Genomic DNA, 6,629 nt, shown 5'->3' on the forward strand with positions numbered 1-6,629 from the left:
ACCAGGCCGCGCGGCAGTGGCGGCGCCGGCTGCGGGTCGAAGCGCCGCCGCCCTCCGACCTGCCCGCGCACGCGCTCGGCGACCTGCTGCTGCACGCCTTCCCGGACCGGATCGCCCGCCAGCACGCGACCGACCCGAAACGCTACGTGCTCGCCAACGGGCGCAGCGCCGGCCTGTTCGACGACAGCGCCCTGTATGGCGAGCCCTGGCTGGTGGTGAGCGAACTGCGCGACGAGGCGCGCGAGGCGCGGGTCCTGCGCGCGGTACCGCTGGACGAGGCGCGGCTGCGGCGCGAGTTCCCGCGGCGCTTCGTCAGTGAGGAGCGGGTGTACTGGGATGCCGAGCGGCGCGGCATCGCCGCGGTGCGCGAATCGCGCTACGACCGCATCGTGCTCGACAGCCGCCCGGCGGCGCGGCCGGACCCGTCGCGTTACGCCGATGCGTTGGTCGACGCGGTTCGCCAGCTCGGGCTGGACGCCTTGCCGTGGAGCGACGGCCTGCGCCAGTGGCGGGCGCGGGTGCGTTGCCTGCGGGCGTGGATGCCGGAGCTGGCCGAGCATCTGCCGGACCTGTCCGACGAGGCGCTGCTGGCGACGCTGGAGGACTGGCTGCGACCGGCGCTGGACGGCAAGAGCCGGCTCGATGCGCTCGACGCCCAGGCCTTCGCCGAGGCCTTGAAGGCGTCGCTGGACTGGAACACGCGGCAACGGATCGATGCACTGGCGCCGACCCGGGTGGCGGTGCCGTCGGGACTGGCGCGGCCGGTCGTCTACGCCTGGGACGCGGCGGCGGACGCGCCGGTCGAGCCGGTGTTGGCGGTCAAGCTGCAAGAGCTGTTCGGACTGGCCGACAGCCCACGCATCGCCGACGGACGCGTTCCGTTGACCCTGCATCTGCTGTCGCCGGGCGGCAAGCCGTTGCAGATCACCCGCGATCTGCGCGGGTTCTGGGATCGCACCTACCCGGACGTGAAGAAGGAAATGAAGGGCCGCTATCCCAAGCATCCGTGGCCGGACGACCCCTGGACCGCGCAGGCGACCCATCGGGCCAAGCCGCGCCCGCGCTGAGCGGCGGGTCGGGACGGGCGGGTCGGGACAGGCTCGTTACACTGGCGCGATGAGCCCGTCTCCGTCGCACGATCCCCAGTTCCTGCCGTTCCGCCTCGATCTGGTCGGCCAGCGCGTGCTGTGGGTGCGCCTGGACGCGGACCGTCGCCGCGCCGCCGCCTTTCTCGACGAGCGCGCGCTGCCGGCCCAGCCCGAGGGCGGCTGGCTGCCGCTGTCGGCCTGGCTGCAGGCGGCGCCGGCAGCGGTCGCGGCGCCGGCCGATGCGATCTTCCATATCGGCCATTGCGGTTCGACCCTGCTGGCGCGGCTGCTGGAAAGCTGGCCGTCACTGCAGTCGCTGCGCGAACCGCTGCCGCTGCGGGTGCTGGCCGAGGCCTGGCCGGTGCGTGGCCAGGCCGATGCGCGGCTGTCGGCCGATGGCGCCGGGCAATTGCTGCGCGCGGCCTGGACGGCCTGGTCGCGACCGTTGCCGCCGCATACGCGCAGCCTGGTCAAGGCGACCAGCAGCTGCAACGGCCTGGCCGAACCGCTGCTCGATGCCGTCCCGGGCATGCGCGCGATCCTGCTCGACCTGCCGCTGCGGCCGTGGCTGGCGACCCTGTTCAAGTCGCCCGACTCGGTGAACGATGCCGCCAGCGCCGCCGCCGAGCGGCTGCGCTTCCTGCGCGACATCGGTCTGGGCGATGGCCTGGCGCTGCACGCGATGTCGCTGCCGGAGCAGTGCGCGATGGGCTGGCTGGCCGAGCGGCTGCGCTTCGACGCGCTGGCGGCGGGACCGCATGCGGCACGGGTGCTGCGACTGGATTTCGAGGCGTTGCTGGAAACGCCGGAAACGGCATTGGCGGCGATCGCGCGACACCTGGGGCTGGCCGAGGCGGGTGTGCCGGCGGCACTGGAGTCGCCGGCCTGGGGGCGTTACTCGAAGGCGCAGAGCCACGAATACGGCCGCCGCGACCGCAACCACGACCTGCAACTGGCGATGCAGCGCCACGGCGAGGCGATCGCCGCCGGCGAAGCCTGGGTGGCGGCACAGGCGCGGCGTTGGCCGGACCGGCTCGGACCCCGATTCGCGGCGCCGTGATCCGGCGCAGGGGGGCGGTCGGGTGGGCGTGGCGATCAGGCCGGAGCGCGTCGGGAACCGCTCAGGTATCCGACCACATCCGGAACAGGTTGGAGCGCAGCGATTCCAGCAGCACCTGCAGGCGCTTGCGCTGTTCTTCGCCGGCGCCGCCGCGGGCGACCAGCGCGCGCGCCTCGTCGAGCTGCACCATCAGCTCGCGGCGGTGGGAGTCGGCGATCCAGCTGTGCAGCCAGGTGATCGCGGCGATGCGCACGCCGCGGGTGATCGGCGCGACCTGGTGGATGGTGGTGGACGGGTAGAGGATCGCGCTGCCGGCATCGAGCTTGTACGCCAGCTCCTGCTCGCCGAGCTGGATCGTCAGCGCGCCGCCGTCGTAGTCGGCCGGGTCGTTGAGGAAGATCGTGCAGGACAGGTCGCTGCGGATCGGCGGCTGCGACGGAAACAGCGCTTCGTCGACGTGCCAGCCGTAGGTCATGCCCGGCTCGTAGCGGACCACCGTGGTCCGCGCCATCGTCCGTGGCTGCGCGTAGCTGCGCAGGTCGGTGTTGCGGACCAGGGCGTCGCGGACGATCTGCGCGATGCGGGCGTTGGCCGGATCCTCCTGCGGCGCCTGCAGGTTGCGCTTCACTTCCGAGCCCGGGTTGGTGATGCGGCCGTCGTTGAAACCGATCTGCGGGATCAGCTCGCGCACCGCCTGCATCTCGGCGGCATTCAGGACCTGGGGCAGGACATGGATCATCGGTGGCTCGGAGCGACGGGGAACGCCGCCATGATCGGCATTCGGCCGCGGGCGGGCAACCGCTCACAACCGTTCGACACTGTTGCGTGCACACTGTCGGCCTTGCCCCCGCAACGGATTTGAGGATGAACAAGACCGTCGAACAGGCCCGTCATGCCGCCCAGAACGCCCAGCACTGGGCCGGCGAGGTCGGCGATACCCTGCGCCGCAGCGATGCGGCCAAGTGGCTCGAGGCCGGACTCAAGATCGGCGCGCTGCGCACCGGCGCGCGCGTGGTCGGCGGTTTCGCCCGTCGCCATCCGGCGGTCGCGATCGCCACGGTGGCCGGTGCAGGCCTGCTCTGGTACGCGGCGCATCGGCGCAGAAAACAGCTGCGCGCGGATCGGGCACGGGCGCTCGAAGGGCCCGACTTCGACGAGCATGCCCTTTACGAGCATGCCCTCGAAGGCCGTGCGCAGCGGGTCGACGCCGGTCGCGCCGGGCACGCTCCGGAGACCGCGTCGGCGTTGACGCCCAGCGCCGACTGAGCGGGGTATCGCCGGCTATTCGTGGTCGACCGCCGGGGTGTGGCCGGGGTCGGGGCGGGTGGCGGCGTTGTCGGCGCCGCCGTTGCCGGCTTCGGGCAGCTCGACGATGAAGCGGGCGCCGCCGCGCCGGCGCGGTTCGTACCACAGCTGGCCGCCGGCCTCGGAGATGATCTGCCGCGCCAGCGACAGGCCCAGACCGCTGGAGATGCCGTCCTCTTCCTCGGTCAGGCGGGTGAACGGCTTGAACAGGTCGCGTTGCTGAGCCGGCGCAATGCCCGGGCCGCGGTCGGAAACCACGATCTGCCAATAGCCGGGCGCGCCCATCCGCGCGCTGATCGTCAGCGGCGCGCCGGGGGCGTACTTGATCGCGTTGGTGACCAGGTTCTCGGTGACCTGGCGCAGCACCCGTTCGTCGATGGCGACCAGCGCGTCGCGCGGCGGCAGGTGCAGCTCGGCCTCGATGCCGGTGGCTTCCAGCTGCACCTCGTAGCGCTGCAGCAACCAGTGCAGGGTCGCGGAAACGCTGGCGCGGGCATTGCCGTTGCCGCGCCGGGTCTCGTGGCGGCTTTCCAGGTAGTGGTGGATGTAGCCCAGCGCGTCGGTCGCGCTCTCGTGGATGATCTTCAGATACCGCGGCACCCGCTCGGGCTTGCACTGGTCCTCCAGCAGCAGCTCGCTGGCAAACAGCGCGCTGGTCAGCGGGTTCTTGAGGTCGTGCGCGACCAGGCTGACCAGTTCCTCGCGCTCGCGCGCGACCCGTTCCAGGCGGTCGACGGTCAGCTTCAGGCCGATGTGCGCGTTGACCCGCGCCAGCAGTTCCTCCGGTAGGAACGGCTTGGTCACGTAGTCGACCACGCCGGCATCGAAGGCGCGCAGCAGCAGGTCGCGGTCGTGCGCGGCGGTGACGAAGATCACCGGCACGCGGGCGTTGTCCATCGCCCCGCGCAGGGCGGTCAGCGCCTCGAAGCCGTCCATGCTCGGCATCATCACGTCGAGCAGGATCAGGTCGAAGTCCGACTCCCGGCAACGGGCGAGCGCCTCGTCGCCGCTGGAGGCGGTGGTCACGGCGTAGCCCTGACGGGTCAGCAGGGTGCCGACGACGCGCAGGTTGGCGGCCTGGTCGTCCACCACCAGGATCTGGCCCTGGCTGTTGGCAGGTGTGGTCATGCGGTGTGGCCCCAGGGTCGCGCGGTTTCCCCAGACACGCGTCGATCCATTCCTCAACAGCTTTGCACGTTAGCAGAAACCGAGGGCCTTGCCTCGCCGTACATCCTGTAAACCTGCACAGGACGATACCGCCGGTATCGCGTCGGTTTTTCGATGGTCTATCCGCGTGGCTGCAGGCGCCACTGGCCCGGCGCCAGACCGTCCAGGCGGACCGCACCGATCGCCACCCGCACCAGCCGCAGCGTCGGCAGGCCGACCGCCGCGGTCATCCGCCGGACCTGGCGATTGCGGCCCTCGCCGATCGTCAGTTCCAGCCACGTGTCGGGCACGGTCTTGCGGAAGCGCACCGGCGGATCGCGCGGCCACAGTGGCGGGGTTTCGATCCGGCGTATCCGCGCCGGTCGGGTCGGCCCGTCCTTGAGCACGACGCCGTCGCGCAGCGCGCGCAACTGGGCATCGTCCGGATCGCCTTCCACCTGCACCCAGTAGGTCTTGGGCTGCTTGTGGCGCGGATCGGTCAGGCGGTGGGCGAGGCGGCCGTCGTCGGTCAGCAGCAACAGGCCTTCGCTGTCGTAGTCGAGGCGGCCGGCGGGATAGATGTCCGCCGGCAGCCCGAAGCCGGCCAAGGTGCGCCGTGCCGGTGATCCACCCTGCGATCCACTGCGATCGGTGAACTGGCACAGCACGTTGAACGGCTTGTTGAACGCGACCAGCACGGCGGTTCGATCGGTGCGCGGGCCGCGACCGGCGCGGGGCCGCGCCGGTGCGGACTCGGTCGCTCAGTCGTCGCTGACGACGCTGGCCTTGATCGTGTACTCGCCGAGCGAGCTGTCGCCGCTGCCCAGCGAGTTGATGCGGACGCGGTATTCGCCGGCCTCGGTGGTGGAGGCGACGATCAGCGCGTTGGTGTCGCCGTCGGCGCGGTCGTCGTTCTCGGCCAGGCGGCTGCCGTCCGGCGCGAACAGCATCAGCACCGGATCCATGTCGTCCGACTTGGCGCTGATCGCGACCAGCTGGCCGGCGGCCAGCCGCACGGTGTAGTCCTGGCTGCGGCCACCGCCGTCGCTGGGGCGGCTGGCCTCGGTCAGGGCGCCGTTGGTGAGCCGGCCCACGGTCAGGGTCGGGTCGGCGGCATGGGCGGCGGTGGTGGCCATCATCAGGCCGGCGGCGATGGCGGTCAGGGTGAGCTTGTGCACTCGATGTCCTTATGCATGGAGAAAGGGTGTTCCGGCACCGTGACGGTGTCGTCCGGTGCCGGCGGCGACCATTATTGCCGCCGCCGGCCCAGGATTGAATGGCCCGATCAGGGCGCAGCCGGTTTGACGAAGCGCAGGGTCATGCGGTCGCTCTCGCCGATCGCCTGGTACTTGGCGTCGTCGGCCTCGTCGTGGCGGTTGCTCGGCGGCAGCGTCCACACCCCGTTCGGGTGGTCGGCGGTGTCGGCGGGGTTGGCGTTGACCTCGCTCTTCTCGGCCAGGTTGAAGCCGGCCGCGGTGGCCAGTTCGATCACCACGTCCTCGGTCAGGTAGCCGGACTTCTTCATCGTTTCCGCGTCGGTGCCGGGCTTGGCGCGGTGATCGACCACGCCGAGGGTACCGCCGGGCTTGAGCACGTCGAAGAACGCCTCGAAGTAGGCGGCGCCGTCACCGGCGGCGACCCAGTTGTGGGCGTTGCGGAAGGTCAGCACCGCATCGGCGGAGCCGGCCGCGCCGAACGCCGGCGCCTTGGGATCGAACACGCGCACCTCCGGCGTGCCGTAGGCCGCGGCGTTGCCGGCGAACATCGCGCGCAATTCCTTGTTGAGGCGGTAGCGGTAGTCGGGCTGGCCTTCGATCGCGTCGTCCCAGACCGCGGCGACGTACTGGCCGTTGTCGCGCAGGTAGGGTGCGAGGATCTGCGCGTACCAGCCGCCGCCCGGGGTGATCTCGATGACGGTCTGGTCCGGGGCGATGCCGAAGAAAGCGAGCGTCTGGGCAGGGTGGCGGTAGCGGTCGCGGGCGGTGTTGGCCGGGTCGCGCCAGTCGCCGGCGATCGCGGTGGCCAGGGCG

8 protein-coding genes are annotated in these 6,629 nt (G+C 71.4%); 3 read left to right on the plus strand and 5 right to left on the minus strand.

The window, feature by feature from the left end; all coding sequences use genetic code 11:
* A partial coding sequence (locus FKV24_RS18100) for an ATP-dependent helicase C-terminal domain-containing protein (protein WP_283016222.1) occupies window positions 1-1,067 on the plus strand: 1,067 nt, incomplete at its 5' end.
* Between the two features lie 49 nt (window positions 1,068-1,116).
* Complete coding sequence (locus FKV24_RS18105; protein ID WP_141483391.1) at window positions 1,117-2,148, plus strand: sulfotransferase; 1,032 nt, start codon at window positions 1,117-1,119, stop codon at window positions 2,146-2,148.
* A 61-nt stretch (window positions 2,149-2,209) separates the two neighbouring features.
* Here the strand turns inward: FKV24_RS18105 and FKV24_RS18110 are convergent, their stop codons facing one another.
* A complete protein-coding gene (locus FKV24_RS18110; protein WP_111265021.1) occupies window positions 2,210-2,887 on the minus strand; it encodes a Fe2+-dependent dioxygenase in 678 nt (225 codons plus the stop codon).
* Between the two features lie 125 nt (window positions 2,888-3,012).
* Here FKV24_RS18110 and FKV24_RS18115 point away from each other — a divergent pair, with 125 nt between their 5' ends.
* The gene (locus FKV24_RS18115; protein WP_111265022.1) at window positions 3,013-3,414 is read left to right on the plus strand and encodes a hypothetical protein; all 402 of its coding nucleotides are present in this window, start codon (window positions 3,013-3,015) and stop codon (window positions 3,412-3,414) included.
* A gap of 15 nt (window positions 3,415-3,429) precedes the next feature.
* Here FKV24_RS18115 and FKV24_RS18120 read toward each other — a convergent pair whose 3' ends face one another.
* From FKV24_RS18120 to FKV24_RS18135, 4 genes are all read right to left on the minus strand, one after another.
* A complete protein-coding gene (locus tag FKV24_RS18120; RefSeq protein ID WP_111265023.1) occupies window positions 3,430-4,581 on the minus strand; it encodes a hybrid sensor histidine kinase/response regulator in 1,152 nt (383 codons plus the stop codon).
* A 158-nt stretch (window positions 4,582-4,739) separates the two neighbouring features.
* Window positions 4,740-5,297, minus strand: coding sequence for a pseudouridine synthase (locus FKV24_RS18125; protein ID WP_111265024.1), 558 nt, complete (start codon window positions 5,295-5,297; stop codon window positions 4,740-4,742).
* Window positions 5,298-5,360: 63 nt separating this feature from the next.
* Window positions 5,361-5,777: a PPC domain-containing protein gene (locus FKV24_RS18130; RefSeq protein WP_111265025.1), complete on the minus strand. Its 417-nt coding sequence runs from the start codon at window positions 5,775-5,777 to the stop codon at window positions 5,361-5,363.
* 107 nt (window positions 5,778-5,884) lie between these two features.
* A partial coding sequence (locus FKV24_RS18135; RefSeq protein WP_211371919.1) for a class I SAM-dependent methyltransferase occupies window positions 5,885-6,629 on the minus strand: 745 nt, incomplete at its 5' end.

This window comes from Marilutibacter maris (genome assembly GCF_006546735.2).
Lineage (GTDB): Bacteria > Pseudomonadota > Gammaproteobacteria > Xanthomonadales > Xanthomonadaceae > Marilutibacter > Marilutibacter maris.